This is a genomic window from Parasphaerochaeta coccoides DSM 17374 (genome assembly GCF_000208385.1).
Classification (GTDB): domain Bacteria; phylum Spirochaetota; class Spirochaetia; order Sphaerochaetales; family Sphaerochaetaceae; genus Parasphaerochaeta; species Parasphaerochaeta coccoides.
The window spans coordinates 1,023,729-1,050,295 of the sequence record NC_015436.1 but is presented as its reverse complement, the minus strand read 5'-3'; the positions used below and the strand labels follow the sequence as shown (position 1 = coordinate 1,050,295).

Below are 26,567 nucleotides of genomic sequence, written 5' to 3'. Positions count from 1 at the left end.
TAACTGTTTGACTGGTAACTGTGCTACAGTCCCGGTGATAAGGAGATAAACCTTGAGCATCCCCCTCGATAAATTGATAGACATGGAAGATGAGAAGAAGACAAAAGACAGTGACGATGGTTCTGTCGTGTACAGGAATATATACGAGACTACATGCGTCGCAATCAAGGAAGCGGCCATACTCAGCATGCAAGCCGTGCATGAACGGATTGCAGGTCTTGAGCCTATTATCAAGGACAAGATTGTCTCCGCTGCGCTGGAACGCGTTCTTGACGACGAAGTAGAATATTCCATGGCCGAGAGTGGCAACTGAGACTGCGTATTTTTCCAGGATTATTTTTCTTTTTGGCCCCACGGGCGTAGGAAAGACGGGACTTCTGCCCCGTCTTTTTCGTCATGGATACGGGGTGATTAACGCTGATTCCATCCAAGTATACCGACATCTTGACATTGGTTCCGCCAAACCCTCCCGGCAGCTTCAATCCTTGGTTCCGCATGAATTGCTGGACGTAGCAGAGCCATGGGAACAGTTTTCTGTCGGAACCTTCGTCCGTATGGCGGATGAAGCAGTCATCCGCATAGCATCCAAGGGAGATATCCCCGTACTGACCGGAGGAACGGCGTATTACTTCAAACATTTCTTGCATGGCCTGAGCGAAGCGCCTCCTGCCGATTCCCGGATACGGAATGAAATAGCTGGCATCAAAGAAGAAAAAGGACTGGCATGGTGTCACCAGTGGCTTGCTGAAGTTGATCCTGTTAGTGCCGTGCGCATACATCCATCCGATACCCAGCGCATCCTGCGTGCCTTGGAGGTTTGGCAAAGCACTGGCCGGCCACTCTCATCCTTCACCGTGCCTGATGGCCCTCGGCATGGGATGAAGCCCTTGATCATCGGACTGGAAAGGGAACGTGATGATTTGAAGGAACGCATAGCCCAGCGGGTCAAGGCGATGTTCGAGGAAGGACTTGAGGATGAAATGCGCCGCTTGCTCATGATGGGTGCTGTTTCTTCCTGGCCGAGCATGCAAGGCATTGGGTATCGGGAATTTTTCCAGGCCATGCGTGGCGGGGAGATGACACATTCCGGTATAGCAACCCAGATTGCCAGAAATTGCCATCTCTATGCCAAACGACAGTACACGTTCTTCCGGAGCTTCGCTGATGTCACATGGATGCATCCTGATGATGACACAGGCATCAAGCATCTTGTGGACGTTTATCTGGGAATATAGGGAATTTCAATGACATCGCGGAGTTCAATGTAGGAATTGCCGACCGATGTGATTTCCCACCATCCTCGTTCCGAGAAAGCCAAGGTAAAGTCCGTTGTCTGCTCATATACATAGGTCGTCACTGCCTTCGGAGTCTCAAGGGAAGATGTCCCGCTGTCGGATGTCTGCGTGCTGTCGTACTGATAGGGTGTATATAAAGTCGTGATCGCCTGCCACGAATCCTCCCCCGTCCGTTCTATGCGGAGATCCGTCACTCCGTAGACATAGTAGGTCTCAGGAATAGGTTCCCGTCCGGAAGCAATCCATTCATCCGGGGTCATGTGAGGGTCAATGTTTTCATTGGCAAGACGCATCCGGCTGGTTACAAAGAGATTGGTCAACTCGAAGCTCAAGGGGCTCTTGACTCCTTTTGCAAGACTGTCTTCAAGCCTGCTGATATCCAAGGCATTCTGACCTTCATAATAATCGGCAATGATTGCTGTCGGTTCCAACCCTGCGGTTTGAGGCGGAGCGTTCAGTGTCCTGATGCGGTCGGCCGTAAACCAGCTTATGGCCGCCACGGCAATGACCACGGCTATGATAACAGTTCCTCGCTTCCTCCAGAATCTTCTGTGAGAAGCCCGTTTTACCTGATGGGCAAAGAAAGTCCGTGCTTTCTCATCAGACGTGGAAGCCCGATGCTGTGCTTCCTGTACGGTGACGGCTGCTTGTTCCGGTACGGTCCACGTCACATCACGGGAGGCTTCAAGCCACCATGAGAGAGCAGAGACTGGGTTTTTGTTGCCTGCTGCGTCCTGTTGCCGGGGAATGGAAAGGCGCAGCATGGAGTTAATCCAGTCGCACGTACTGTCCATTTCCGGGTGATGGAGGTCATGCGGGACAGGGAAGAAACGGAACTTGTCCTCACGAGTATCGGCAGTAAAGAACGGGGGGAATCCCATGAGTGCGAAATAAAGCATCTGGGTGAACTGATGACAGAGCGTGAAAGCGGGATTGGTGCGGGGAGTCGCCCATGCATACCATCCTTCATGCCTGCCGTCATCATTCAAGGATGATGCCATGAGTTCGCTGATGGTACGGGAAAGTACAAGGAATCCTCCGCCTGATACTATCCACATCTTCCAGAGGGGAAGAAGGCCGTTCTCAACTGAAACCATGTCCTTGCCAAGTACCAGGAGAGCGCGGGCGAAATCCTGCAATATCCGTAGAGCCTCGGAGCGTCGGGAGGATGCCAGCGTTTCAAAACTTTCCAGGTCAAGCCTGTCGAAGTAGATGCATTGCATATCTCCCGCCGGAACTATGTTTGTCCAGTAAATCGGGGTAATGGTATCACCGGAAATATACCAGAGGGGTTGTTTTTTCCCTTGGAAAAGATATGTAGGTAACTTTTCCCCCAGAGGGGCAATCGGGAGGAATGTGGCCGGGATGCCATCTTTTTCCTGGATGAAGGGCAGATACCGTGGATTCATGAGTCACGTCCTTGAGTAAGAATTTCCGCCGCATGCCACACGACGGAGGAATGAGATGTGTCGGGAGCTGTTTCTGGCAGATGGCAGAACCGTGGCCCATCGGACTGACGCACAGTCAACAACCGCCATCTTCCGCCAAATATCCTGCGCACAGCCTCAATCCATGGCGTTGCTACGCTGGAAATTTTTCCGGCGGCGCGTAGCGGAAGCAAGGCTTCTCCATTTTCCATGGCTCCCTGAAGCACAGTGGCATGTTCCAGTGCTTGGGACAGGTGTTCCTCGGCACTGAGATTGCCTGCAATGATGAAAAGCGTGCGTGGACGTGCTTCATTGAGGATCCTGAGCATCTCCGCCATGGCGCGAACCCGTTGACCATCGGCATCTCCGGCTAGCAAGGGAAGTACCGGAACGCCGGGATATTTCCTGGCCAGTACCGGAAAGAGATATTCCACTCCCGGTTCTTCAGTGAAGTACACATTCTGGAGTGAGAACTCACGGGGGAATCGTGCTTCCAAGATACCCCGCGCTGCAATATCAAACATAATGTCGCCCTGTGCCGTCCGGGTTCCGATGGCGCCATGGCTGAAGACAAAGGCTGGTTGATGAATTTCCATGACGGGAGCGTGGAGCGGGGCAAGGAGGACAATCAGCTCAAAATCCGGTGTTGCCGACAGACTTCCTAATGCGTCATGAATATCGGCTAGCGTCCATGTCCAAGCAGCTTGAGGAACCATGACAACGGCAGGGAAATCCGATGGAAAACCCGATGAAAGGCTCGATATCCGGGAAAGGGCATCCTGCACGTCCGTATTCTGTACGTCCGTATTGGCAGAGACATCGAATATCAGATCCTGGGATGTCTTATCCCCCGGATAGAATATTCCCGCATGTTCCGCTTCATGGAATGTCATCGGCCTCTCCTCCTTGCAACAGTTCCTTGACTCGTGAAACATCCACCTTTACATGTATAGTCTTCTCCTGGGTAGGGATGACCAATCCCAGCTTCCCGCCTTTCACTCTTTTCAAATATTTCACCTGGGTGTAGTACACATCGGCGTGAGTTGCTGTCCGTACTTTAGAAAAATACACGGAAAGCTGGGCGGCATCCAGTAGAACCGGCAAAGGAATCGTTTTTCCTTGTATGTTTTTTATGAAGACATATCCTCCGGGGACATCTCTGGTGTGCATCCACCAGTCATTGCCTTTGACAGCAGTGCGGAGCAGCGCATCATTTTCGCGTGCATTTCGTCCTGCAATCAACGTGAAGCCTCCGCTGGTACGGATGATGCCTGTCTCGATTTCCTTTGGAGTCTTTGCCGGTTCTTTTTTCAGGGCACGGCTCAAACGTACCTTTGTATCCCTGCGGTCTTCCTCACGCACCCTGAGCAGGTCGGTATAATAATCAAGGGTTTCATTCCTCCGGCGTTCCAACTGCTCAAGTTCCCGCTCCGCATGTTCCGCGGCACCTTTTGTCCGTCGGTATTTATCATAATATGCTTGCGCATTGTCGGAAGGGGAGGCAAGCGGATCGAGTGCTATGGTCATCTCATGTCCATCTTCCCTGCTCCAATCTTTGATCGTCACCCATTGTGCGCCTTTTCCAATAAGATAGATGTGTGACGCCAGCAGATCTGCGGTATGCTTGAGGGATTCATGTTGTTCGTTCTCCGCTTTCCTGCGCTCCATGGCGCGTATGGATGATTCTATGTCCGCAAGCGCGGCATCCCGCTGGTCTTCCAGACGGGAACGGAGAATATCGAGCGCATCCTGTTGGATGGCATCACCGGCATGGCTTTCCTCAATGAAGGAGTTGAAATCCTGAGAAGAAGGGTAGTCACGTACACTGAACCTTTCTGCTTCACTGGTAGAAGGGATGGAGAAATCCGGAGACTCAAACAGTTTTCCAGGAATCTCCCCTCGCTGTGGCCTGCGTAGCAAAACATCCTTGATTATCAGGTCTTCTCCTGTGACAATGATGTTTGCTCCCGCGCCACTGTACAGACGGATGAACAGAAAACCGTTTCCCCATCCGGCACGGAAAGAGATGCGGACGAGACGGTCTCCCTCCTGTTGCTTGACAGCGGTTATGATGGCTCCCTCCAGCTGGGCATGAAAGAACTGGACGAAACGCAATTTCTTGCCCATCTTCCGTACTTTTTCATCTTCCTTTGGGCGTGCATCCGAACTCAACCTATGGATGCGGGCGTCTTGGTTCCCTATTTCAATGAAAAGCCGCCACATGGCTCTGTCCGGGGCGTATAGTTCAAAGACGACCGACGAGAAGGTCGGTTGAGTCATCCTGCCGAACCGACAGCCTGCGAGCTCAAGCTCCGAGAGGATCTTTTCAATTTCCCGCCAGTTCAGGGACATGCGGTCTCCCGTCCTTTCTCCATGCTTTCCATGAGTCCATCATATGCCTGACGGATGTCCCCCGCAAGATAGAAGGAACCGCATGATAGGATTGCTCCGTCCTGTGGCGTAATCCTGAATGCTTCCTCCAAAGCGTCCCGTGCGTCTTTAATCAGGAGTATATCACTATCCCGTCCCATATCCTGCGCATTTTTCCTGAAGGTCGCGTACAACGCATCAGGATCACTTTTCTTGAAATGGCCGGGTGTCGAGACAATGATGGTATGTGCTGTTTCAAGGATGATGCGCGTCATGTGGTCATGATCTTTATCCAGGAGAGCGCCATAAATGACTGTGGTTTTCGTTTCATCGTGAATTTCCTTGAAGGAATGCATTAGACGCGTCAGACTGTTGACGGTATGCGCGCCATCGATGTAAAGGGGGGTGCCGCATCCTGCAAGTACTTGGAAACGTCCGGGGAGCAGGCATGTCTCCAATGCCGCCTCCGTCTTCCCCGCCTGGTACTGTCCCAGCTTCTTAAGGACGAGCAGGGCAAGGGCGCAATTCTCCGCCTGGACTTCCCCCATCATGCTGAGCCGCATGCGGGTCAGTTGTCCATCCTTCCACGTAATGTCAACCAATTCCCCCTCTTTTGTCGTCTTCGCCGAGATGCAGGATGTTTCCCTGGCAAGAGTCGTCATGTCGCTTCCTTGCGCATGGGCTTCCGCCGTGAATACGTCCATGGCTTCCTGTGACTGGAAGGAAACGAACACAGGTCTGCCCGGCATGATAATCTTGGATTTCTCAATGGCTATCTGGGATAAGGTTGAACCCAGGATGGATGTATGTTCCAGTTCAATAGGGCAGAGGACCGCCGCTTCCGGCATCAGCGTGTTGGTGGCATCCAACCTGCCGCCCAGTCCAGTCTCGATGACCGCCCATGAGCATCCGCTACGCGCAAACAACATATACGCCAGGCTGGTATACAGCTCAAAGGTCGTGGGAGCCTCCGAACCCCACTGGTCGGAGAAGTGGAAGTCCTGTATCGCCTCATGGAGAGCGTCTGCCGCCGCGATGATTTCAGCATCTGGGAAGAACTGTCCGGCACGTGTGAACCTTTCCCGGTAATCGCTTACGTGGGGAGACATATAGAGTCCCGTCCGATGTCCGAGCGCGCTGAGCCCGCTGGCTATGAAAGCGGCGGTAGAGCCTTTGCCCTTGGAACCAGCAACATGGATTGACTTGAAAGTCGCCTCCGGGTGTCCAAGATGGTCGAGCAGGGCATGCATCCTGTCCAGCCTGTACGTCCGTTTGGTATATCCTGTGGTCAGCTTCTCCAGGTTCATCTGGCCGTCAAGCCAGGAGACGACGTTCTCAAAGGTTGTGAAACTCATGCCTGATTTTCCCCCGTGCCACTCTAATATGGACATGAGTGCAAGGTCAACGACTTCTGCCGGACTTGATGCCTGGGTGGATACCTGAACCAGATACCTGATAGTGCCTGGATAGGTTTTGTAACTGACAAATTGACATATTTTGATTTTATGTCATTGAGTTTTTTCAAAGAATGTGTATCATGTAATGGTGCTATAAGACATTGCTTGTCATGGGCAGAACAAGCACGGGGAGACATGCAGATGGGAAAGAAGAAATGGAATCATACGCCGTGGGACTTTCTCCAAAACTACAAGGGAGAGTTCTTTACCGAGGAGTGGCCTACCTTGTCCCAGATGTTCCGCATTACTGCCCACAGGTTTCCCGACAGGCGTTGCTTTGAGGCCTTCTCACCTGAGCATATTCTTTTTACCTATAATGAAGCGAAGGACAAAATCGATGCCATCGCGGCGTATCTTCAGGAAACCGGGGTGAAGCCTGGTGACAAAATTGCCCTGACTGGTAAGAACAGTCCGGAATGGGCATTGTCTTATCTGGCTATAGCGACTGTCGGGGCTGTGATTGTGCCGCTTGATTATTCCCTTCATGACGTGGATATCGAGAAGTTCATCAAGTTTTCCGGCGCCACCCGCCTGTTTGTCGATGAAGAACGTATTGATCTGATTGACAAGGACGGCTCCCTGGGACTTGTCGAAAGGATTTCCCTGGAGAAGACACCCGGTAGCCCGCATCCTTATGTGCTGGATTTGGCGGGTTCATCGGCTCCCGTATATCCGGAGACCAAAATTGCAGACCTTGCCGCCATCATGTTCACCAGCGGTACGACAGGGACTCCCAAAGGTGTCATGCTCACTAACCACAATTTAGTAAGCGACTGTTATCTCGCCCAAGCACACATGAATCTTTCCCATACTGACACATTCTACGCAATCCTGCCGATTCATCATTCGTATACGATGCTTGCAGTATTCCTTGAGTCGATGAGCGTCGGAGCTGCTGTCGTATTCGGTAAGAAGCTGGTAATCAGCCATGTGTTCAAGGAGTTGCGTGACGGAAAGGTCACCATGTTCCTCGGTGTCCCCATGCTGTTCAACAAGCTCTTGTCAGGGCTTTTGTCAGGTATCAAGGAAAAAGGGATTGTCCTGTATGGCATCATCCGTGGACTGATGGGTGTATCCGGCTTCATCAAAAAGGTATTCAAGGTCAATCCGGGGAAAAAGATGTTTGGCTTCTTGCTGAAAAAAATAGCTCTGGAGAACAACCGTGTCTGCATCTGTGGCGGCGGCCCGCTGCCTTCATCGACCTTCAAAATGTTCAATGAGCTAGGCATTGACTTTGTGCAAGGATACGGACTCACCGAGACCAGCCCCATCATCAACCTGAACCCTCAGTATGCCTATATCGAAGATTCAGTTGGCAAGATGATTCCCGGAATCGAGATGAAGATTAAGAATCCTGATGCCAACGGCATAGGAGAAATCATGGTCAAGGGACCGGTCGTCATGCAGGGCTACTATAACAATCCGGAGGCGACCGCCGAGGTTCTCAGCCCTGATGGTTGGTTGAATACCGGCGACGTTGGATATCTGGACGCCGGCAAGTATCTTTATCTGACAGGACGCTCAAAGAGTTTGATTGTCACTGAGGGAGGAAAGAACGTCTTTCCTGAGGAGATAGAGGATAAGTTCCAGCTTTTCACCGAGATTGAGCAAATTTGTATCATAGGGTACATCATCAATCCAAAGACGAAAGGCGAGGGCATCCGTGCCATTGTCCTGCCAAGCGATGTCTTCAGGAAGAAAGTCGCTTCAGCTCTTTCTGACGAGGCGGAGGCAGCCAAAGCCATTGAGTCCCGTATCCAGGAGATTATCACTCAGGTGAACCGTGACCTCCCGCCATACAAGAAGATCAGTCGTCTGACGGTCACTGATGAACCAATGCCAATGAGCAGTACCAAGAAAATCAAGCGTTACCTGGTTGCGGAGAAGTTCAAGGACAAGTAGAATCCTCACCATGAAAAGCAATGTACGAAATTTTCTACGGGCAGCAGCTCATGATTTGAAGCCCGTAGTAATGGTTGGAAAGGATGGGGCTGACCACCGTGTGGCAAGGGCTTTGGATGAAGCCCTTGCAAGCCATGAATTGGTCAAGGTGAAGTTCCAGGCACACAAGGACGATGTCGCGGAGCTTGCCGAGTCATTGGCAGCCGTTGCCAATGCCGAAGTGGTGAGGATCATTGGCTTCACCGTCATCATGTTCAGGCAGAACAAGGATCCGCAGAAACGAGTTGTCATCATTCCTCCGGAGCTTGTCTGAATGGTCTGAACAGCCTGAAACAGCCTGAAACTATGCCCACGGGCCTTGATAATATCTAAGGTCCATGATGTCGAGAAGTCTGTATATTGTGTCCATCCGTGATGCGAAGTCCTCGAAATCCTTTTCGTCTCCCAGCCAGAAAGATTCGGCAAGGGCACAGAGCCGTGGGAAAAGCATGTATTCGGCATTCCGGGAAAATGGTATCTTTTCCGTCCACAGGTTGCCTTGACCACCAAGGACAAGATGTCTTTGATTTTCGCTCATGCCCTGGGGGGTTGGAGAGAACTCATAAGATTTACGGACAGTCGCCATGCCAAGGTTTCCCGGTTCTTCCGGGGAGTCATAGTTCTTGTAATCAAGATAGCAACCCTGCGTCGTGGGACACATGATGACCTTGTGTCCAGCATCGCTCGCCTTGATACCGCCCTCAAGTCCCCTCCACGACATGACGACAGCATCGGAGGGGAGACCCATGGTATCCGTTCCGTCCAGTATCTCGTCCCAGCCAATGATTTTCTTGCCGTGATGTGCCGCGATGGAATTGACTTGGACGGTACTCCAGCTTTGCAACTCATCGACGGATTTCAACCCTTGCTGTTTGATTCTCTCATGGCATAAAGGATCGTTCTTCCATTGGACGCGGGGACATTCATCTCCCCCTATATGGATATAAGGAAAGGGGAAAAGGGACGCAACGGTCCTGATGACACAGTCCAGCATGGTGAAGACCTCGTCATTGCCGACATTCAAGACATTATCAAAGATTCCCCACCTGTCTTCCACGGAAAAAGAGCCGACGCCTTCACATCCAAGGTGAGGATAGGAAGCCAGGATTGCCGAAGCATGTCCGGGAGTCTCGATTTCCGGCAGAACGTCCATATTGTGGCTGGCTGCATATTCAACGACCTCGCGTATCTCGTCGTGAGTATAAAAGCCGCCGTAAGTCCGGCCATCCTGATACGCAAGTACCGTTCGTCGTGAACCTATCTCGGTCAAGGCAGGATATTCTGTGATGGGGATTCTCCAGCCTTGGTCATCGGTAAGATGCCAGTGGAAGACGTTCAGCTTGAACCTGCTGGCCGCTGCTATGAGTTTCTTGATGAACGACACCGTGAAGAAATGACGGCAACAATCCAGCATGAAGCCTCGCCACGCAAAAGCAGGAGCATCATGAACTGTCCCGCAGGGAATGAGAACGGCAGAGTCTTCGCATTCATCATTCCTTATAAGGAATAATTGCATGAGTGATTGTATGCCCCAGAACATGCCTTTCCCCTCGGACGCTGTAATCCGGATGAACCCAGGAGTAATTTCCAGATTGTATCCTTCAGAAGGAAGGCCGTCTTCATGACGGAGCATGACCATAAGGGTTTTTTCCCCATGTTCTGCCGTATAGTTTCCCCAAGGAATGACGTGGGAGTGGGATATTCCTGTTTCCTTGGCAAGAAAAGCTGCTTGGTCAGAGAAACCAACTTCATGGATGATGCGAACATCATCAGTAAAACAAAACTCCCCATTCTCATCCTGTACTGCCAGTGGGCGAGGAACAAGCGTTTGTGAAATCCGTGGGACTTGCGTTCCCTTGGGACGTGAATCTTTATCTGTGTTCATATTTGCATCCTTATCATACCCCGTAGTCCTGCGTCAATCACAAGGCATGTCCGAATCTTCTCTATTTTTTTGTTGACATCACCATTATCCAATGATAATTTTAGTTTGTACAGAGAGCAAACAAACTATTTTTCAAGACAGCAGTGAAAAACTGTGGCATGATGGTGAGGAAATGAGAATAAACAATAATTTTCAGAAAAATGCCAACACCTCTCTTGTAGCCCAGGCCATCTGGCGCAGTCCCGGTATCAGCCGTGTCTCAATTGCCAAGGAACTTTCCCTGTATCGTTCGACGGTGACCAATATCATTGCCACTTTGATGGAATGGGGCATTGTCCATGAAGCTGAGGAAGGTGAAAGCATGTCCCGTGGCGGCCGTCGTCCCATCATCCTGAGACTGAATCATGATTTTGGATATGTCGCTGGGCTTGATATTCAACCTTCACATTACCGTGCCGTGCTTCTGGACATATCAGGACGTGTCGCATGGTCTGATAAAGGAATGATTACAGGCATCCAGTCCTTTGATGATATTGTCACACATCTGATGGACATTATCCTCTCAGAGGTTGAAAAACTCGGACGGCCATTGCTTGCCGTCTGCATGGGTTTCCCTGGCATTGTGGACAGCAAGAACGGCATCATCACCTACGCTGAACCTTTCAAGCTCATGGAATTTGATGTGCATGATTATTTCCGCCAGAGATACCGGATTCCCGTTCTCACGGAGAACGATGCGAACTGTACCGCTTGGCTGGAAATGAGCGAGCATCGCATGGAGAATCCTTGTGATTTCATCTCCATCATTGCTGATTACCATGAAGGAAACCATTATTTTCATGACAACAGTGGTATTGGAGTCGGAATCGGACTGTCCATCGATGGTACGGTTTATCATGGCGGGCACAGCGCGGCAGGGGAGTTCTGCTCATTGTCATGGAGGAAAGACTCCTTGGGACAGACAGGGCTTCCATCTGAGCTGCTTGTCCGCACAGGATATGACGAGGAAGCGTGGAAAATCTGGTTCCAGGATCTTTTTTCCTCGCTGGTGTCCGTTCTGGCCATCTTTGATCCTTCGGTCGTTTTCATCCACGGAAAGCCATTTTCCGATGAAAATAAAATACGTGCCGACTTGGCTTCCCTGACGCCGCAATTCAACGCAATCCTGGAAAAAATCGGATGTGAATTGAAATTCAATGCGAATGATGAATATGTAGTAGCGAAAGGAGCCGCGCTGATGTACTTACATAAGCTTTTCTCGGTTCCGATGGTTTCTGAGCGCGATGTCCGCACGCATTTTGATTGGGATGACGTGATGACCCAAGCCAGACGGAACCCCAAGACATACCGGAAGTAGGATGGAGGAGAAGGAGCGTATATGGCTGATAGTAACGACAAAAACGGAGCCCCCAAGAGGTTGATGAGTCTGGCCTCATGGAGGGGGGGAGCGGGAAGTTTATCTTCCCAAAGGGAAAAACAGGTTGCATACTGGGTTCTCGTTTTACCGGGAGTCCTCATTTATTTCGCCGTCATGACGTTTCCGACGATATTCTCCGTCCTAATGAGCGTGAGCAATTACGCTGGCGGAACCTTGTTCGGCAATGTCCGTAATCCACTGCGGTTGACTGGCTTTTCCCAATATGGGCGCATGTTCAATGACCCCTATTTCTATCTCGCTTTGAAGAACAACATGTACATTGTCCTGATATCGGTGTTCGGACAGATACCGTTGGGGTTCATCCTTGCGTACATCCTTTACCGTGGGTTAGTGAAAGGAAAAGATTTCTTCCAGACGATGATTTACCTGCCATGCGTCATATCGACGGTTGTAATCGGCAATCTCTGGAAAAGTTTCTTCTCTCCCTACGGAGCGTTCCCTGAAATCATCAGGAAACTTTTCAATCCTGCTTATGAAGCCACATTATCAACATATCCCATGTTCCGGGTGCTTTTCGTCATCCTTTGGATGTACACCGGTACGTATCTGATCATCTTCATGGCAAACCTGCAAAAAATTGATAGTTCTGTCATTGAAGCTGCGCGTATAGACGGTGCGACTGAGGGTCAGACGTTACGTCACATCATCCTTCCGGCGCTCAGCGGTGTCATCGTGACCTCCGCAATCCTGGCAATCAGCGGTTCGTTGAAAAGTTTCGATTTGATTTACGTGATGACATCCGGAGGTCCTGCCAACAGGACAAGCGTACTTTCCTTGTATATGTATCAGAAGGCGTTCATGGGAGCGCCGAATTATCCTATGGCAAATGCAATATCGACCGTCATGGTGGTCATCAGCTTTATTCTGATAGGACTCACCCAATTTGCCGAGAAGAAGTTCGGAGGGAGAGAATAACCATGGACATACATGACCGTTCAAGCATCAGCAGCCGCATAGGGCTTGTAGTGACCTACTGTGTCATGGGCATCTTTACCGCCCTTGCCATCGTTCCTATCCTCTGGCTCTTGATGAATTCATTCAAGACGACGCAGGAATTCCAGTTGAGCATGTTGAACTGGCCGGGAAGCACGCCGGGATATGAAGCCACGCTGATTAACTACGTGGATGCATGGACACGCGGCAAGTTCCCCGGACTGATTATAAACAGCATTATCTACACCGGGGTAACGACAGTCGTAATCATCATTTTTTCCATGATGGCAAGTTTTGCGTTCGCCAAGATGCAGCATCGGGCAACAAAATTCCTTCATGGTTCCTTCGTCATCGGGCTGCTCCTGACATTGCAATCCATCATGGTTCCGCTGTTCCTGCTGATTAACTGGTCAGGTCTGTACGATACTCGTTTGGGCGTCCTGATCCCCTATATCGGTATTGGAATGCCAATGGGCGTGTATCTGGGAACGGAATTCATCAAGAGTATCCCGGACGCCCTTGTGGAATCCGCCAGGATAGATGGCGCGACGTACATGCGGATCTTCCGTTCGATCATTGTGCCGATGGCCATGCCGGTGGCGACTACCACGGCTATCCTTACCGTTACCGGGACATGGAATGAATTTATGCTGATCAACATTCTGACATCACGGGATGCAATCAAGTCCCTGCCTGTCGGCGTGCAGAAATTCGCCGGAAGCCTGTCTACGGACTATGGCAAGCAGTTTGCAGCGCTGACAATAGGACTGGTACCCATGCTTGCCTTCTATTTGATATTCCGCAAGGAAATAACAAAGGGAGTCGTCGCCGGAGCCGTAAAAGGATAAAAGAGGGAAGGAAGGGTAGATATCCTGGAAGAAAAAAAAGTTTTTCCTGTAGTTCAAAAAGTTTGACAGGAAGGATGACTCGTGCTAGCATTAGTTTGTACACAGTATGAACAAACAGATTCACTTCAGGAAACCTGAGGAGAATCACGGAAAGAGAAGGGAATGGTTGCCGTGAATGGGACGTTCCTGAAAGTGATTTTGATTGGTGTCATAGGAGGTAAAGATGACAATTACAAAGAAAATGCTGTCCATTGCCTTGGTGCTTCTGATGGTTGCTTCCCTGGGCTTTGCCCGCGGAGCAAAGGAAGATGCCTCTGCAACCGGCAAGACGAACCTGACCGTCTTGAATTACATCGACATGTCCGAGCCCAACAGTGCCCGTGAGGTGGAGATGGTCTGGGATGTATTCTCCAAGGAAAATCCAGACATCAATGTCATCAGGGAAGATTTGTTCAACGAGCCTTTCCATCAGAAGACGGAAGCGTATGCGGCATCAGGAAATCTGCCTGACGTTGTTTACATGTGGCCGGGTGGACGTTCCACGTCCCTGCACACCCAGCATCTGACGAAAGACCTGCGCCCCTTCTTGGAAAAGGACGGATTGTTGGATGACTATGCTCCTGCCGCTATTGCCGACCAGACTGCTGGCTATCTTGCCGAGCTGCCGAACGGCATTACATCATCCCACATGATGTTCGTGAATACGAAGCTTCTAAAGGACAACGGACTTTCCATCCCCAAGACATATGAAGACCTCAAGCACATCCAGAGCGTCCTCAAGCCTAAGGGAATTGAAGTCATTGGAATGGACAACAAAGACCAGTGGGTCATGCAGAGCTGCTTGTTCTCCCTGATCGTTGGTCGTTACGGTGGGGCATCCTGGTATGACGACTTGGCCGCTGGAAAGATTACCTTCCAGGATCCTTGGTTCGTGAAATCTCTGGAAATAATCGATGACCTGTACAAGAGCGGACTGCTCAACCGCAACACTCTTGATGTCGGCTATGGCAACGGTCGCGGTAACTTCGCCACTGGCCGCGCGGCGTTCTATATTGATGGAGATTGGGCAACCGCTTCCTTCATGACAGACGTTTCTACAGGCAAGGCTTTGATTACTCCTGCGGCACAGGCCAATGATTTTGACATGATTATCTTCCCGGCTCTTCCCGGCGAGGTACTCTCTGGAACGACCAGTGGTGTCGTCGGCACGGGCTTCGGCATCAGTGCCAACGTTCCGGCAGGCTCCGCGAGAGAAGACGCTGCATGGAGATTAGTGAAGTTCTTGCAAGGTGAATATGTGCAGACATACCGCCTGTCCACAGGTGCGTCCTTCCCGTCCAACCTGAACGTTGATGTGGCAAAGGTCATCAAGGACAACAATCTGGAACCGTTCATCGAGAAGAGAGCTACGTTCTATCAGAAATATGGTACGACTCCTGTTGTCGATGCAGTCCTCCACTCTGATGTCTTCAATGTAATCAACCAAGGTCTTCAGGAAATCGGTCTCGGTTCCAAGACTCCTGCTCAGGTCGCTTCTGACGTGCAGAAGGCATGGGTTGCTTTCAACAAGTGATGAGTTGCTGACTCCTGTACAAGGAAAACAACAATCGGAGGGGCTGCCATGTGCAGCTCCTCTTTTTATATCCTCGTTCATCAGGAAAAAGCAGAACGATAAAAAGGGATTGTTACTCACGTTGAACTTTTGCAACAACCCCATTGTTATTGTTTGATATCTTAACGTCGTTTCTCTCAGCGTCCCATGAACTTTTTTGCAAGTTTCAGCCGATTTTTGAATGGCGGATACCTCAAGCTGCTGCTGTCCAAAAGATTGAATTTTTTTATGATGCTTTTATAGTGAGAGAATGTATCAAAGCTGGTTTTTCCGTGATATTGTCCCATGCCGCTTTCTCCTACGCCGCCGAATGGAAGCCTGGGAGACGATAGATGAATCATAGTATCGTTGATGCAGCCGCCTCCAAATGATACGGTTCTGATTGCATGAGCTTCATTCTTCCGGTTTGAGGTAAAGAGATAGAAAGCGAGTGGTTTCGGTCGTCTGGACAGTGTCGCCAGCGTGTCATGGAAATCAGTGAATTCCAGTATCGGAAGGATTGGTCCGAAGATTTCCTCCTGCATGATGGGACTGTCCCAGCTTACGTCCTCAAGGATGGTCGGGGCTATACGCCGCTCCGAGGAATTGCTTCGACCACCCACGATTATTCGTCCGCTTTCCATTAGATTCATAAGGCGGTCGAAATGACGCTGGGAAATGATCTTGGGGTACTCCTTGCTGGATAGCGGATCCTGGCCGTAAAAAGCGGTGATGCTGGCTTTCAACTCATTGAGTAAATCATTTTTTACACTGCTGTGTACAAGAAGGTAATCCGGAGCGATGCATGTCTGTCCTGCATTCAGGAATTTTCCCCAGATAATCCTCCTGGCGGACAACTTGATATCCGCGCTCTCATCCACGATGCATGGGCTTTTCCCACCCAGCTCCAGCGTGACGGGTACAAGGTGCCGTGCGGCGGATTCCATGACGACTTTCCCTACCTGTGGGCTTCCTGTAAAGAAAATGTAATCAAACTTTTCATTGAGAAGGGACTTGTTTGCTTCCCTGCCGCCACGTATGACGGAGACGAATGATTCTTCAAAGATTTCCGAGATAATCTTCTCAATGATTTCAGAAGTGTGAAAAGCGTACTCTGATGGCTTGATAATGGCACAATTTCCCGCTGCTATCGCTCCGGCAAGGGGGACGATGGTTAGCTGGAAGGGATAGTTCCATGGTGACATAATCAGGACAGAACCATATGGTTCGGCGTGAATGCTGCCGGAAGACGGGAAATGCATGAGGGGAACCCTGACCCGCCGGGGTTTTGCCCACTGTTTCAGATGCTTGAGCGCATAGGTGATTTCCTCCAATACAATTCCAACCTCTGTCACATATGCCTCGAAGGGGGCTTTGCCTAAATCAAGACGCAACGCCTCATATATGTCTTTTTCATGTTCTTTTATTGCGTTGCGCAACAGAATGAGCTTGTCGCGACGGAAGCTGATTTCCTTCGTTTTTCCACTCAAAAAGAACTCTTTTTGTTTTCCTGTCATGCTTGTGATGTCACGCATTGGTTTTCCTCCGGGGGAACCGTCTTGTTCCTTGCGTGCTTCCTGAATGTACATGGATAATCACGGCACAATCACTGTATTCGGACAATTGAAAAAAGCATCTCAAGTTCTTGTTTCGAAAGTATCCGGGGAACAGGATAGAACGGGTTTGCTTCAGCGTATGCCCGCTTTGCCATCAAAGGGATATCCTGAGGATTGATGACGCTGAATCCTTCGGGGATGCCCATTGTCTTATTCAATCTTTTGATTGTTTCGATGAATTGCGCCGCTTTCTGTCCAGAAGAATCCGTGGGAGAACCTATGCCGGAGACATCTGCCAGCTCAGCAAGTCTCCGATGTACGGATTTTCCATAGAACTCCAGCACATGGGGAAGTACTGTCGCGACAGCCAGTCCGTGAGGGATACCATAGGTTCCACCCAAAGCATGAGCGATGGCATGGACATAGCCGACATACGCCTGTGTGAATGCAAGACCCGCATAGTGGGATGCTTTCAGCATGTTTTCCCTGGCCTCAAGGTCATTTCCCTGAGCATAGGCTTTTTCAATATTCTGGAAAATAAGGTTGACTGCTTTTCTGGACAACATCTTCGTTTCCCGTGTATTGCTGTTCCCGATATAGGCTTCAACCGCATGCGCCAGCGCATCCATGCCTGTTGTCGCCGTGATGTTTCCCGGAAGACCTACGGTCAACAGGGGGTCAAGCACTGCATAGCGTGGGATCAGGCTTGTGTCATCAATCTGGAATTTCTCATGTGTCTGGGGATTCGAGATGACAGATGCCAGAGTCGCTTCACTTCCCGTCCCGGCTGTAGTGGGAATGGCAAAGAAAGGAGGAAGACTTTTCCGCACATGAAAAACTCCTTTCATCTGCATGATGCTCTTTCGTGGTCGGGCTATCCGTGCCCCGACAGCTTTTGCACAATCCATCGGGGAACCGCCGCCAAAGGCTATGATTGCTTCGCAGTGATTATCCTGGTACATGCGGAGGGCTTCCTCTACATTGTCAATGGTCGGGTTCGGTACCGTACCGTCGTACACGAAAAAAGAGAGGTTTTCTTTTTCCAGTCCGCTCAGGAGCGCATCCATCAGACCGAGCGATGCAATGCCTTTATCAGTCACTATGAGAAGCGTGGTAACGTTCTTTGACTTAATGAAGCCGGGCAGTCGCGCCAAGCTATTTTTTCCCTCAAGGAGGACAGGCTTACGCCATGGCATGAAATAGGAGGCTGCTTGCAGGATCCTTTGGTATGATCTACAATAAAATTTATACATAATATCCTTCCTCCCTTCTTTATCCTAAATTCAAGACAAAGAAAAGTTTGTAAAGTGTATTTTCGATGAGGCTTGGTAAAGATAGATGTTTCATGCCTTCTCCCGTCCTGATGAATACAGGTCATATATCTTCAGATGTCGAATGAGTTGGTCATGCGAACAGGGCTCCTTGGGAGTGAACTGGATTGTTCTGGGCGCCGTAGGTCGTAGGTCAATGAAGTTATCGCTGAACCTGCCCGTGATGTCTTCTGCGTCAAGGGAAACCCAGAACGCAGGGTTCTTGCACCTGAGTGTGATGGCATATCCTCCGGAGACTTCCGCGACTTGTAGGCTGATTACGGGCTCCTCAAACTGACATTCCTTGGGCAAGGCGAAAAGGACGGTCGTCTCCCTATATATCTGTCCAACGCTGAGCGTGACATATGCAAAGGTATCACGTGGATTTGCGACCAGTTCAGAAAGAGGCAGGGAGCAGATTTCCGTGACGGAGTTTGCTCCGAGATTCGTCCTGAATATCCGTGACGGAACTTTCTCACCATTGAAACGGCGGAGTTTTACTGTTATTTCAGCGTCCGGAATGACGGCGTCGCCCTCGTTGGTAACGAATACCTTGAGAAATCCGTCCTTCACGTATGCAATTGGAGTAATTGGCGCGAAGAAACGCGCCGCGGCGTAATGAAGGAGTTTCCACTTGCCTGAGTATTCTATGGAAGACCATGAAGCTACAGGCCAGTTGTCGTTGAGTTGCCAATACAAGGCACCCATGCACCACGGCATCAGGCTCCGCCAGTACTCGACCGCAGTACGGATTGCCAAGGCTTGCTGTGCTTGGGAAAGATACAGTTGGTTCTCGAATGAAGTAGGGAAACGGAAGTAGCGGGCAAAGTTTTCCAGGATGATGGCATTGCCACGTTCATTTTTCTGATGATGCTCCATCACGGGACTTGTCAGGTTCCGCTGTCCCTCTGCGGCATACGTTTTGACTGTTGAAAGAGAAGGAAATGATTGGTAGCCAAATTCACTGACAAAACGGGGACGGATGTCATAGTAGGCGTCAAATGACTTTCCTTCATGCCAGACTGTCCAGTAATGCATGTCCCCCTTTGAGTCCGCATGCCAGTTGTCCGACCAGTCGCCGGGACCGGCGGAGGGACTTGTAGGCCACCAGGGACGGTCCGGGTCAAGTTCTCTGACGAGTCGTCCGATGACTCCTTCCGTCAAACGGTCATAGTCAACGACATAACGGTCACGGTTCTTGCGGGACTCCTCATACCATGTGATGGCTCCCAGGTTCTCGTTGCTTCCGCACCACAGGGCAATGGAAGGATGGTCATGCAGGCGGGTGACTTGGTAACGGATTTCTTCTTCCACATCGGCGAGAAATTCGGGGTCGGAGGGATAGGTGGCACAGGCGAACATGAAGTCGTGCCAGATGAGGAGTCCTTTTTCATCGCAGAGGTCATAGAACACATCTTTCTCGTACATGCCTCCACCCCAGAGTCGGATCATGTTCATGTTTGCCGAAACGCAGTCTTGGAGCAGTTGGGCATACCGTTCGCGCGAAAGTCGGGAAGGAAGGGCATCGAGAGGAATCCAGTTGACGCCTTTGGCAAAGATGTCCTTGCCATTGACGCGGAATGTCATCGCGGATCCTCCGCTTTTATCTTTCTTTCGGATGATTTCCACGGTGCGGAAGCCGATTCGTTTTTCTACGCTCTGGTCTCCGACGTTCACAATCAGGGGATAGAGGATAGGAGAGCCATGACCGGCTGGCCACCAGCGTTCGACGTTTTGGCACTGAAAGTTCAGTCGCAGGGTTTGGATGCCGGGTTTCACCGTCAGGCTTTGTGATGCTTCGCCATCCTTAAGATGTGCGGCGACAGTCACTTGTGCCTTGCGAACCGCCCTGTAGACAATGGAAACTTCCACATCCCATGTATTTTCTTTTTGCGGACGAAGCTGTGTCGTCACTGCTTCAATCCTTCCCGTAGGCATGAAGTCGATGGAAATGTTGTCGTAAATACCGAGGGCAAGAATGTTCGGCCCCCAATCCCATCCGCCGTGACACTGTGCCTTCCTGATCATGTTCCGGTTCTTGCTGCTGGTCGGATATTCTGAATATGGATGCATGTATTCTGTTTTTTGCGCTTTGCGGACGGCGACTTTTTCCGCGCTGGTGAAGATGAGTTCCACCAAGTTTTCACCAACCTTGAGAAGGCGTGTAATGTCAAAGGACCAATGGCGGAATTGATTATGGCAGATTCCCGCGCGGGTTCCGTTCAATCTGATTTCAATGAACGTATCCGCCATGATGAGATTGAGCAGGGCGACGGAGCCTTGGAGCTGGTCGGCTGTCACAGGGAATTTTCTGGCGAGCTTCCAGTCAGTTTTTCCCACCCACAGGGTGTCCAGTTCAAAGGTATCATAATAAGGATTAGGAATCAGTTGGCGTTCGAGAAGTGCCGTATGGATGTCTCCGGGAATCTTGCAGGGAATGGTCGTTGTTCTTCCGTCAGTGCTTGAATCTGCAAAGAATCGTGTATATTTTTCTGTGTCCATGGCAGACAGGGGCGACAGCCTCCATTCGCCGGACAACGATAGTGTTTCCATGATATGACGCTCCTTGGAATGTACTTGTCAAAGTATAGCACATGGACATCCGCTGTCCTATGGACTTTGTGAGAAGAAGGATGGGAAGGAAGAAAACATTGTCGGAAGTGCAGAGTATGATTAAGAGTGAGATGAACAATGCGGAAAACACGAGGGGCATTGCATAATGATTTTGCAACACCCCCGTGATTCTAAGACGCTTGTATCACTCCGCTTATTTTCCTTGCTCCAGAAGCAGGGTCATCGTCGGTCTGTCACATACTTCTGCCGGACCATAATACTGGATTGCTCCGGGGTACGTGTAGGCTGTTTCCACCGCCCATGTGTCCCGATGCTGTGCAAAATACGTGAAGGGCTTGTCCTTCAAGTCTACAAGGGCTTTCCTTATCACCGGCTTTTGTTCGCCGTGGCGTTGCTCCATGTTCATCATCATGGTGACGGGTATTCCGCCTGCCTTCCACTGGTCGGCGGGGGCGGAGAGGTTCGTGATGGAGGACAAGTATCCGGTCAGACCACACGCAATGAGCAGCGCGGCATTGGTGCCCAGGCTGTAGCAGTAGTCGGCGTCAAAGTTAGAAGGGAACGCACAGCGGCCTTCATACCCGAAGAAATGGTTCAGAGCATTGAAGGATCCGGAGAATTTTCCTTCTTTCTTCCAGTCAGCAAGTCTCTGGGTTACAAGCTCAATCAAAAGTTTTTCCGTTTCAATACGGGATACCTGGACATTGCCATGAGGATCCCTGTCCATCAACAGCTGCTTGCGGATGCCATCTGGCAAAAAAGCGAAAGCCGTCGCTGATGTCGTGCTGAGATGGCTGGCAATGAATTCCTGACGGGCTTTATCATTGGAAAGCAGGGAATAGGCATTGCCTTCCTTGGCAAGCAGGTCGTTCAGCTCGCCAATCAGTGCCTTGACCTCAGGGATGAATTCAACCAGACCTTCAGGAATAAGGACAATACCGAAGTTGTTGCCATTCGCCGCTCTTTTGGCAACGGCGGAGGCAATGTAGTCAACGACATCAGAGAGGGAAGTCTTGTTTTCTTCAATTTCCTCGCTGATCAAAGTGACGTTAGGCTGTGTCTGCAAGGCGCACTCCAAGGCAATGTGGCTGGCGCTGCGCCCCATCAACTTGATGAAATGCCAGTACTTCTTGGCACTGTTCGCATCCCTTTCAAGATTGCCGATCAATTCACTGTAGGTTTTCGTGGCGGTATCGAAACCGAAGGAAATCTCGATATTGTCATTCTTCAAATCCCCATCAATGGTCTTGGGACATCCAATGACCTGGATACCGGCGTTCTTCCTGATGAAATATTCGGCAAGGATGGCTGCGTTGGTGTTGGAATCATCACCGCCTATGATGACCACGGCATTCACTCCATGGGAACGGCAGGTGGCAATGCATTTGTCAAACTGGTCTTCAGTCTCCAACTTGGTTCGACCGCTGCCTATGATGTCAAAGCCGCCGGTGTTCCGGTATGGCGCAAGAAATTTTTCAGTGATTTCAATGAAGGAATCAGAAATGAGTCCGCTGGGACCGCCTTTGAAACCTATCAGCCTGTTGTCCTTGTTGAGAGCCTTGAGGCCATCAAAAAGTCCGCTGATGACATTATGTCCTCCAGGGGCTTGACCGCCGGAAAGGATGACGCCAACAGTCATGGCGCGGGTCAATCCCTCATGTTTTCCTTCTACGAAAGAAACCGCAGGGAGAAAGCACGTATGGGGACAGAATTCCTTGATCTTATCGGCATCGGCGACAGGACAGGTGGGCTCTCCGGAAACCGGGGAGAGATTGGTCAGCTTGCCTCTCAGGATGGCGGGGAGCTTCGGGTTGTACTCATATCTGGCTTTTTGCAACGGGGAAATATTCATGGGAATCTGACTCCTTGTTTTTCTGGGAAAAATGTACAGGAAAACCGTACAGGTAGACTGTAATTCTTTTGTCGCTCTCTTTCAAGCTGTCATGTTGAATCTGGCAAGGCGACAAGAGACGGAATGGCAAGACAGAAATGGCAGCATATGGTAGGATGAACCCATGGTTCCTTCCGTATCCCTTGATGTCCCGGTCGCCCTTTGGGTCGATGCCGATTCCTGTCCTCGCCAGCTTCGTGTCATCCTGCTCCGTGCCGCGATGCGTGCCGGTGTTCGGGCAGTATTTGTCGCTGACAGGAAATTACCTGATGTCATGGAGGCAATCGCATCCCATACGCATGTACTTCGTGAGTTGATCATGGAGGATAAACCGGGAATCGACAAGTCTGATTTGAGACAGATTAAAAGTCCTGTAATGATGATTGTTGTCACCTCTGGAACCGATAGCGCTGACGAATATATTGTGTCTCATGCCGAAGTCGGTATGATAGCAGTGACGAGGGATGTTCCATTGGCTGCCCGCCTTGCTCGACGCGGGGTTACCGTCCTTGATGACCGTGGGGGTGTCTATGACGCATCGACAGTAGGCGAAAGACTATCTTCCCGTAATATGATGACTGACCTGCGGGAAGCGGGGATATTCGCTGAACGCACTCGCCGGATGACAACGGCGGACATACAATCTTTTGCAGCCGCTCTGGACACACGCCTGAGCGCATTGCTCCGGGAGCATCCTTCTTTGTGCCTTGTCCCACCGGTTCGGCTCAACTGATTATCGGAGCGGACGAAACAGGGGAATGCCGCAAAGTTTTTGCGCCATGCCGGGAGTGGAATTCAAGGCAATAATATTGCGGAACATCGTACTTTCTGTGAAACAAGACGCTGGCAAGCCGTGTCTCTTTGTTCATCATGGAAAAAATAATCATGGCAGTATCAGTCGGACTCCATGTTGATTCCGGTACGATGTACCATATGGCAACGTCTGAATATCGGAACCAGACAGGTTTTCCCGGCCGAGAAGCTTCTCCGGACACAAGGCTGAAAGACATCCGGGAGATAGTCTGCACGGGAGAGTCCACGCATGATGTACAGCTTGCACTCTTTGTCTGTCAGCAGATATTCCCAGATGCATCCTGCAAAGGGATGTTATTGGATCGCAATGGAAACAAGGCAGACTGTTCAATGGAGGTCATCACGTCTGAAATTGGAGGGGAAGTTCATGAAAGCGTCCCGAAAGAGGGAAGATACTCATTCCATTCTCCTTCAGGAGAGGCCATATGTCTCAGTGCCAGGGAATGCCAGGTAGCTTCTCTTACCGCCAACGGCATGACCTGTAAGGAAATTGCATGGGAGTTGGGAGTAAAAGAATCAACGGTTGCGGCACACCGCCGCAACATCTATCGTAAGACTGGATTATCCTCTAGCAGTCAGCTTGCAGCTTGGGTGGTACGTTCAGAAATCGGCTGACTTCACGGCACGGGGGAAGGGGATGACATCCCGGATGTTCTGCATGCCAGTCACATAACGGACAGCACGCTCGAAGCCCAGTCCGAAACCAGCATGGGGAACTGTCCCGAAACGTCTCAGATCAAGATACCACCAGTAGTTTTCGGGATTAAGGTTACATTCCCTCATGCGCTCCTCAAGGACATCCACCCGTGCTTCACGTTCGGAACCACCAATGATTTCTCCCAGACGGGGAGCCAGGACATCCATGCCCCGTACTGTCTTTCCGTCGTCATTGAGCTTCATATAGAAGGCTTTTATTTCCTTAGGATAATCTGTCACGATGACCGGTCTTTTCCATACTGTCTCGGTGAGGAAACGCTCATGCTCGCTCTGCATATCACTGCCCCAGGAAACGGGATACTCGAATTTGTTGTTGTTCTTGCTTAGCTCAGCGATGGCATCAGTGTAAGTCATATGCGCAAAAGGAGCCTCTATTACCTGCCACAGGGTATCCTTGAGTCCGGGTTCAACAAACTGGGAGAACAGATTCATGTCATCCTCATGTTTCTCCAGGACTGTCCGGAGGACATAGGTGAGGAATTCCTCGGCAATTTGCATGTTGCCTTCCAGGTCGCAGAAAGCCATTTCGGGTTCTATCATCCAGAATTCCGCCAGATGACGGGTGGTGTTGGAGTTTTCCGCGCGGAAGGTGGGTCCGAAGGTATAGATGTTCTTCAGAGCCATGGCATACGTCTCTCCCTCAAGCTGCCCACTGACCGTCAGCTTGGCCATCTTGCCAAAGAAATCCTTTGTGTAATCGACGGCACCATCCGCCGTGCGCGGGATATGGTCAAGGTCGAGGGTCGTGACATGGAACTGTTCTCCAGCACCCTCGGCATCTGCGGTACTGATCAAGGGAGTATTGACGTATACAAAGCCTCTTTCCTGGAAAAAGGTGTGGACGGCATAGGCCATGGTGTTGCGGACCCGCATCACCGCGCCCATCAGGTTGGTTCTGGGACGGAGATGGGCAATCTCGCGGAGAAATTCAAGGGTATGGCGTTTTTTCTGGAGAGGGTAGGTGTCTACCGGCGCGGCACCGACAAGGATAATCTCCTCCGCTTGCATTTCCACCTGCTGGTTTCCACCTGCGGACTCAACGATGCGCCCACGGCAGACTACCGATGCGCCGGTCGTGACCGGTGCAAGGATATCATCGGAAATTTTCGCTCGGTCAATCACGACCTGGAGACCTTTGAGGCAGGATCCATCATTCACCTCAAGGAAACTTACGGTTTTGCCATCTCTCTTTGTGCGTACCCAACCTTGGGCTGCGACTATCTGGTCGGAAGGTTCTTTTTTCACTAAATCGGAAATACGTGTGTAATCGAACATGGCAGTGAAGCTCCTTGAGGAATACAGGGACAAGCGTCCCATGAAGTGCCCATCATTATCTCTGTTTCAGCCATGGGTAGTCAAGCTTGCCACAAATTTGCGCAAGGCGTGCGCGTATCTTGATTTCCCTTGGTTGTCCTTTGCGTTTCTGGTAGTCATTCTCTATCCGTGGAATTTTCTTGAATCCGCATCGGCGCAGCCATGGACGGGAGGATATAGACAAGGAAAAGTTTTTTTTGACATTCTCATGTTTTTGTCAGAATAAACTTGTCCATGAGGTGTATTATATGTATTATCCTTCAAAGGAAACAGTGCTGGAGAAAGGATATGGTCAAAAAGCAGCATATGCCTGCGCACGAATGTAAAAGAGTACATGAAATGGGCTTTCCTTTAGCTGGCTCTTGTGACTACTATCATAGAATGAACATGATGAGATATGCCGTCCTGGGAAGTGGTTCTTCGGGAAATTCGTATGTTTTCTTTGACGGGGAAAATGCTATTCTGGTCGATTGTGGTTTTTCTCTCAGGGAGCTGAAAAAACGTCTCGATAATGTCGGTGTTCCCCTGGAAGCCGTCAGGAAGGTTTTTCTGACACACCTTCACCCGGATCATGCATGTGGAATCGGCGTCTTGACACGGAACCTTCCTGTTCCGCTGGTGGTCGGACGGGAGGCGGTCGCCGGGGAAACTGTCGTCTGGTCAAAGTTACGGGTTCCAGAGAAAAGCGTACTTCTGGTATCGGAAGGGGAAACCGTCGATGTCGGTGAGTTCAGCGTATGGGGGTTCAAGACGACACATGACAGCCGTGGTTCCATGGGATGGATAATCGACCATGGACGCGGAAGCCGTTTCATGGTGCTGACCGATACGGGCGCATGGACCGAGGATATGGCCAAAGAAGCATTGTCCGCCGATGTACTGTTCCTTGAGGCAAATTATGATGAGCGCATGCTCCATTGCGGACCGTATCCGCTGCGGTTGCAAAAAAGGATTGAAGGAGCATGGGGGCATCTGTCAAATACTCAGGCTTTTGATTTTCTGCGGCGCAGTGGACATATTGTCACGACGCAGAATAATCTTGCCCCCCGTGAGAGAAGGGTGTATTTCATCCATTTGTCGGTGGTGAACAACAGCCCTGGCCTGCTTGCGGAGCAGGCTGGAGGGCAGATGTGGAACATGACCAGCTTCACTGTATGTGAGCGTGGAAAGATATATAGCGATGAGCTGGCCTGTCCTCTATGAGGGC

The 26,567-nt window shown here is 50.5% G+C and carries 21 protein-coding genes; 11 read left to right on the top strand and 10 right to left on the bottom strand.

Annotated features, from left to right (window positions below):
• The first annotated feature begins 52 nt into the window (after positions 1-52).
• Entirely contained in the window at positions 53-313 is a 261-nt protein-coding gene (locus tag SPICO_RS04670; protein WP_013739525.1) for a hypothetical protein, read from the top strand.
• Entirely contained in the window at positions 303-1,235 is a 933-nt protein-coding gene (gene miaA, locus SPICO_RS04665; protein WP_013739524.1) for a tRNA (adenosine(37)-N6)-dimethylallyltransferase MiaA, read from the top strand. Before SPICO_RS04670 ends, miaA begins: the two co-directional genes overlap by 11 nt.
• Here the strand turns inward: miaA and SPICO_RS04660 are convergent.
• Genes SPICO_RS04660 through SPICO_RS04645 form a run of 4 tightly spaced genes read right to left on the bottom strand, consistent with a single transcriptional unit; the run spans position 1,220 to position 6,447 of the window.
• Positions 1,220-2,704 carry a hypothetical protein gene (locus SPICO_RS04660; protein ID WP_013739523.1) on the bottom strand — a complete coding sequence of 495 codons (1,485 nt, stop codon included), beginning with the start codon at positions 2,702-2,704 and terminating at the stop codon, positions 1,220-1,222. The two genes, miaA and SPICO_RS04660, sit on opposite strands and share 16 nt — an antisense overlap.
• Positions 2,701-3,615, bottom strand: a complete 915-nt coding sequence (amrB, locus tag SPICO_RS04655) for an AmmeMemoRadiSam system protein B (protein ID WP_013739522.1) — start codon at positions 3,613-3,615, stop codon at positions 2,701-2,703. Before amrB ends, SPICO_RS04660 begins: the two co-directional genes overlap by 4 nt.
• The gene (locus SPICO_RS04650) at positions 3,602-5,074 is read right to left on the bottom strand and encodes an NFACT RNA binding domain-containing protein (protein WP_013739521.1); all 1,473 of its coding nucleotides are present in this window, start codon (positions 5,072-5,074) and stop codon (positions 3,602-3,604) included. Before SPICO_RS04650 ends, amrB begins: the two co-directional genes overlap by 14 nt.
• Positions 5,065-6,447, bottom strand: coding sequence for a bifunctional folylpolyglutamate synthase/dihydrofolate synthase (locus tag SPICO_RS04645; RefSeq protein ID WP_013739520.1), 1,383 nt, complete (start codon positions 6,445-6,447; stop codon positions 5,065-5,067). Before SPICO_RS04645 ends, SPICO_RS04650 begins: the two co-directional genes overlap by 10 nt.
• Positions 6,448-6,690: 243 nt before the next feature.
• Here SPICO_RS04645 and SPICO_RS04640 point away from each other — a divergent pair, with 243 nt between their 5' ends.
• Positions 6,691-8,451, top strand: coding sequence for an AMP-dependent synthetase/ligase (locus tag SPICO_RS04640; protein WP_013739519.1), 1,761 nt, complete (start codon positions 6,691-6,693; stop codon positions 8,449-8,451).
• 10 nt (positions 8,452-8,461) lie between these two features.
• The gene (locus SPICO_RS04635) at positions 8,462-8,764 is read left to right on the top strand and encodes a YhbY family RNA-binding protein (protein ID WP_013739518.1); all 303 of its coding nucleotides are present in this window, start codon (positions 8,462-8,464) and stop codon (positions 8,762-8,764) included.
• A 30-nt stretch (positions 8,765-8,794) separates the two neighbouring features.
• On the opposite strand, the gene SPICO_RS04630 is transcribed toward SPICO_RS04635, so the two are convergent.
• Positions 8,795-10,375, bottom strand: a complete 1,581-nt coding sequence (locus SPICO_RS04630; protein ID WP_013739517.1) for a beta-N-acetylhexosaminidase — start codon at positions 10,373-10,375, stop codon at positions 8,795-8,797.
• 172 nt (positions 10,376-10,547) lie between these two features.
• Here SPICO_RS04630 and SPICO_RS04625 point away from each other — a divergent pair, with 172 nt between their 5' ends.
• The 4 genes from SPICO_RS04625 to SPICO_RS04610 all read left to right on the top strand — a co-directional run bounded on the left by SPICO_RS04625 (position 10,548) and on the right by SPICO_RS04610 (position 15,167).
• Positions 10,548-11,732: an ROK family protein gene (locus SPICO_RS04625; protein ID WP_245523230.1), complete on the top strand. Its 1,185-nt coding sequence runs from the start codon at positions 10,548-10,550 to the stop codon at positions 11,730-11,732.
• A 21-nt stretch (positions 11,733-11,753) separates the two neighbouring features.
• The gene (locus SPICO_RS04620; protein ID WP_013739515.1) at positions 11,754-12,728 is read left to right on the top strand and encodes a carbohydrate ABC transporter permease; all 975 of its coding nucleotides are present in this window, start codon (positions 11,754-11,756) and stop codon (positions 12,726-12,728) included.
• Between the two features lie 2 nt (positions 12,729-12,730).
• Positions 12,731-13,594, top strand: coding sequence for a carbohydrate ABC transporter permease (locus tag SPICO_RS04615; protein WP_013739514.1), 864 nt, complete (start codon positions 12,731-12,733; stop codon positions 13,592-13,594).
• 223 nt (positions 13,595-13,817) lie between these two features.
• The gene (locus SPICO_RS04610) at positions 13,818-15,167 is read left to right on the top strand and encodes an ABC transporter substrate-binding protein (RefSeq protein ID WP_013739513.1); all 1,350 of its coding nucleotides are present in this window, start codon (positions 13,818-13,820) and stop codon (positions 15,165-15,167) included.
• 176 nt (positions 15,168-15,343) lie between these two features.
• Here SPICO_RS04610 and SPICO_RS04605 read toward each other — a convergent pair whose 3' ends face one another.
• The 4 genes from SPICO_RS04605 to SPICO_RS04590 all read right to left on the bottom strand — a co-directional run bounded on the left by SPICO_RS04605 (position 15,344) and on the right by SPICO_RS04590 (position 22,477).
• The gene (locus tag SPICO_RS04605) at positions 15,344-16,774 is read right to left on the bottom strand and encodes an aldehyde dehydrogenase (RefSeq protein ID WP_245523229.1); all 1,431 of its coding nucleotides are present in this window, start codon (positions 16,772-16,774) and stop codon (positions 15,344-15,346) included.
• 17 nt (positions 16,775-16,791) lie between these two features.
• A complete protein-coding gene (locus SPICO_RS04600) occupies positions 16,792-17,937 on the bottom strand; it encodes an iron-containing alcohol dehydrogenase (protein ID WP_245523228.1) in 1,146 nt (381 codons plus the stop codon).
• Positions 17,938-18,084: 147 nt separating this feature from the next.
• A complete protein-coding gene (locus SPICO_RS04595; RefSeq protein ID WP_013739510.1) occupies positions 18,085-20,604 on the bottom strand; it encodes a beta-mannosidase in 2,520 nt (839 codons plus the stop codon).
• 214 nt (positions 20,605-20,818) lie between these two features.
• Positions 20,819-22,477, bottom strand: a complete 1,659-nt coding sequence (locus tag SPICO_RS04590) for a diphosphate--fructose-6-phosphate 1-phosphotransferase (RefSeq protein WP_013739509.1) — start codon at positions 22,475-22,477, stop codon at positions 20,819-20,821.
• A gap of 163 nt (positions 22,478-22,640) precedes the next feature.
• Between SPICO_RS04590 and SPICO_RS04585 the strand changes: the two genes are divergently transcribed.
• Together SPICO_RS04585 and SPICO_RS04580 are read left to right on the top strand one after the other, a co-directional pair.
• The gene (locus SPICO_RS04585) at positions 22,641-23,249 is read left to right on the top strand and encodes a DUF188 domain-containing protein (protein ID WP_013739508.1); all 609 of its coding nucleotides are present in this window, start codon (positions 22,641-22,643) and stop codon (positions 23,247-23,249) included.
• A 152-nt stretch (positions 23,250-23,401) separates the two neighbouring features.
• Entirely contained in the window at positions 23,402-23,944 is a 543-nt protein-coding gene (locus tag SPICO_RS04580) for a helix-turn-helix transcriptional regulator (protein ID WP_013739507.1), read from the top strand.
• On the opposite strand, the gene asnS is transcribed toward SPICO_RS04580, so the two are convergent.
• On the bottom strand, positions 23,930-25,321 hold the full coding sequence (asnS, locus tag SPICO_RS04575) for an asparagine--tRNA ligase (RefSeq protein ID WP_013739506.1): 1,392 nt from the start codon (positions 25,319-25,321) through the stop codon (positions 23,930-23,932). The two genes, SPICO_RS04580 and asnS, sit on opposite strands and share 15 nt — an antisense overlap.
• A 378-nt stretch (positions 25,322-25,699) precedes the next feature.
• Here asnS and SPICO_RS04565 point away from each other — a divergent pair, with 378 nt between their 5' ends.
• Entirely contained in the window at positions 25,700-26,563 is an 864-nt protein-coding gene (locus SPICO_RS04565) for an MBL fold metallo-hydrolase (protein ID WP_215904634.1), read from the top strand.
• Positions 26,564-26,567: the final 4 nt, after the last annotated feature.

Bases quoted from the DNA above. Each gene is read 5' to 3' on its own strand.
- SPICO_RS04600 (WP_245523228.1), bottom strand. From the start codon at position 17,937: ATGCCATGGCGTAAGCCTGTCCTCCTTGAGGGAAAAAATAGCTTGGCG.
- SPICO_RS04635 (WP_013739518.1), top strand. From the start codon at position 8,462: ATGAAAAGCAATGTACGAAATTTTCTACGGGCAGCAGCTCATGATTTG.
- amrB (WP_013739522.1), bottom strand. From the start codon at position 3,615: ATGACATTCCATGAAGCGGAACATGCGGGAATATTCTATCCGGGGGAT.
- SPICO_RS04645 (WP_013739520.1), bottom strand. From the start codon at position 6,447: ATGAGTTTCACAACCTTTGAGAACGTCGTCTCCTGGCTTGACGGCCAG.
- SPICO_RS04625 (WP_245523230.1), top strand. From the start codon at position 10,548: ATGAGAATAAACAATAATTTTCAGAAAAATGCCAACACCTCTCTTGTA.
- SPICO_RS04640 (WP_013739519.1), top strand. From the start codon at position 6,691: ATGGGAAAGAAGAAATGGAATCATACGCCGTGGGACTTTCTCCAAAAC.
- SPICO_RS04610 (WP_013739513.1), top strand. From the start codon at position 13,818: ATGACAATTACAAAGAAAATGCTGTCCATTGCCTTGGTGCTTCTGATG.
- SPICO_RS04615 (WP_013739514.1), top strand. From the start codon at position 12,731: ATGGACATACATGACCGTTCAAGCATCAGCAGCCGCATAGGGCTTGTA.
- SPICO_RS04595 (WP_013739510.1), bottom strand. From the start codon at position 20,604: ATGGAAACACTATCGTTGTCCGGCGAATGGAGGCTGTCGCCCCTGTCT.
- SPICO_RS04660 (WP_013739523.1), bottom strand. From the start codon at position 2,704: ATGAATCCACGGTATCTGCCCTTCATCCAGGAAAAAGATGGCATCCCG.
- SPICO_RS04565 (WP_215904634.1), top strand. From the start codon at position 25,700: ATGGGCTTTCCTTTAGCTGGCTCTTGTGACTACTATCATAGAATGAAC.
- SPICO_RS04605 (WP_245523229.1), bottom strand. From the start codon at position 16,774: ATGTACATTCAGGAAGCACGCAAGGAACAAGACGGTTCCCCCGGAGGA.
- SPICO_RS04580 (WP_013739507.1), top strand. From the start codon at position 23,402: ATGGCAGTATCAGTCGGACTCCATGTTGATTCCGGTACGATGTACCAT.
- SPICO_RS04620 (WP_013739515.1), top strand. From the start codon at position 11,754: ATGGCTGATAGTAACGACAAAAACGGAGCCCCCAAGAGGTTGATGAGT.
- SPICO_RS04590 (WP_013739509.1), bottom strand. From the start codon at position 22,477: ATGAATATTTCCCCGTTGCAAAAAGCCAGATATGAGTACAACCCGAAG.
- SPICO_RS04585 (WP_013739508.1), top strand. From the start codon at position 22,641: ATGGTTCCTTCCGTATCCCTTGATGTCCCGGTCGCCCTTTGGGTCGAT.
- asnS (WP_013739506.1), bottom strand. From the start codon at position 25,321: ATGTTCGATTACACACGTATTTCCGATTTAGTGAAAAAAGAACCTTCC.
- SPICO_RS04630 (WP_013739517.1), bottom strand. From the start codon at position 10,375: ATGAACACAGATAAAGATTCACGTCCCAAGGGAACGCAAGTCCCACGG.
- SPICO_RS04650 (WP_013739521.1), bottom strand. From the start codon at position 5,074: ATGTCCCTGAACTGGCGGGAAATTGAAAAGATCCTCTCGGAGCTTGAG.